General features: G+C 32.3%; 4 protein-coding genes. 1 reads left to right on the plus strand and 3 read right to left on the minus strand.

The window, feature by feature from the left end:
* The 3 genes from ARSQ2_RS15140 to ARSQ2_RS11385 form a co-directional block, all read right to left on the minus strand.
* Positions 1–151, minus strand: a 151-nt coding sequence (locus ARSQ2_RS15140) for an IS630 transposase-related protein (protein WP_420837783.1), incomplete at its 3' end; no start/stop codon positions are given.
* Positions 152–179: 28 nt separating this feature from the next.
* A complete protein-coding gene (locus ARSQ2_RS13960) occupies positions 180–314 on the minus strand; it encodes a hypothetical protein (protein ID WP_255487707.1) in 135 nt (44 codons plus the stop codon).
* Between the two features lie 278 nt (positions 315–592).
* Positions 593–994, minus strand: coding sequence for a phytochelatin synthase family protein (locus ARSQ2_RS11385; protein ID WP_181995351.1), 402 nt, complete (start codon positions 992–994; stop codon positions 593–595).
* A gap of 111 nt (positions 995–1,105) precedes the next feature.
* Here ARSQ2_RS11385 and ARSQ2_RS13360 point away from each other — a divergent pair, with 111 nt between their 5' ends.
* Positions 1,106–1,237 (plus strand): IS630 transposase-related protein, encoded by a 132-nt coding sequence (locus ARSQ2_RS13360; protein ID WP_238334494.1) that lies wholly within the window; start codon positions 1,106–1,108, stop codon positions 1,235–1,237.
* The last annotated feature ends 94 nt before the right edge of the window (positions 1,238–1,331 follow it).

Raw genomic sequence — 1,331 nt, forward strand, 5'->3', positions numbered from 1 at the left:
GCGTAGTCGATGCTTTTCGCTCTATTTGATTAATCCAACGCGATACAGATGCAGAGCCAATCCGAAATTGCTTCGCTGTTTCTCGGATACTCAACCCTTTTTCTTCCATTTTAAATATCATTTTACGTCTAAAATCAATTGAATAGCTCATATAAATAATGTGATCAAAATTAAGTCGCTTAGCTAGCGATACGAAATCGCCGTCTAAAATCTGCTGACACCCGAAAATTTAGCGGGATAGAATGAGTGCTATAGATAAACGACTTAATTTTGATTACACCATATTGAGTGCGAACAAAATATCTGTGTCGCATCCGAGCGCTCTTTTTTTCATTTAGCTTGTGCCCATTTATAGCTAAGCGTCTTAATTTTGATTACAAAATATATGTGTTTCTCCAATATAAATTTACTGATATAGAGTAATTACTTGTAATCATTTTAAAGTTGCCTAGCTGTACTGTATTCGGTTTTACTAGTATTTATTTTTGTAGAACTAGCTATGCTCATGTTCTTTAACTATCAAATAACCTCGCCAATGATTATGATCATAAGTATTTATTGCTCGAAAAAGATCAAGGCTATTTACCTAAACCTAATTATATTTGGTATTGGAAACATCCATAATAAAGAATGAATCGCTACTTTTATCCCAAGCTACCAAAGGGGAAAAATGCCCTCCGCCGGATTGTCCAAGAGAAATCCGTAAATAATTTATGATAACATAACTATCAGATTCATTTATTGAACTAATAATCTCCTTCTTCATTTTTTCAATATGATCTAAGGAAGTAACATGGACTTTTTTTACCTGTAAATCTAAAGCTGTTAGAAGCATTTTTTCGTCATTTAGATTTAATCCATAATCTTGTAAACCATTTTCAATTATACGCTTACCGAAAATATTTATTTTAGCTTTAGGGCTTAAATTTACCACACTTTCCTGGGTGTAACGGTTCCAAAATGGAGTCCAATTCTCAGTTTTAGGAAAATAAATTTGCTAATCCAAGGAAATTCTTGTCGAATCCGGTTTAATCTGATTAGCTTTTTCTTTTTTAACAGGCAAAGCGTTATAGCTAAGCGACTTAATTTTGATGACATTATTTATATGAGCTATTCAATTGATTTTAGAAGTAAAGTGATATTTACGATGGAAGAAGAAGGCTTGAGTATCCGAGAAACAGCGAAGCAATTTTGGATTGGCTTTGCATCTCTATCGCGTTGGATTAATCAAATATAGTTGGGCGACTTTAAAATGATTACAAGTAATTACTCTATATCAGTAAATTTATATTGGAGAAAAACATATATTTTGTAATCAAAATTAAGACGCT

The sequence above is a fragment of the Arsenophonus endosymbiont of Bemisia tabaci Q2 genome (assembly GCF_902713415.1).
In the GTDB taxonomy this organism is placed as follows: Bacteria; Pseudomonadota; Gammaproteobacteria; order Enterobacterales; family Enterobacteriaceae; genus Arsenophonus.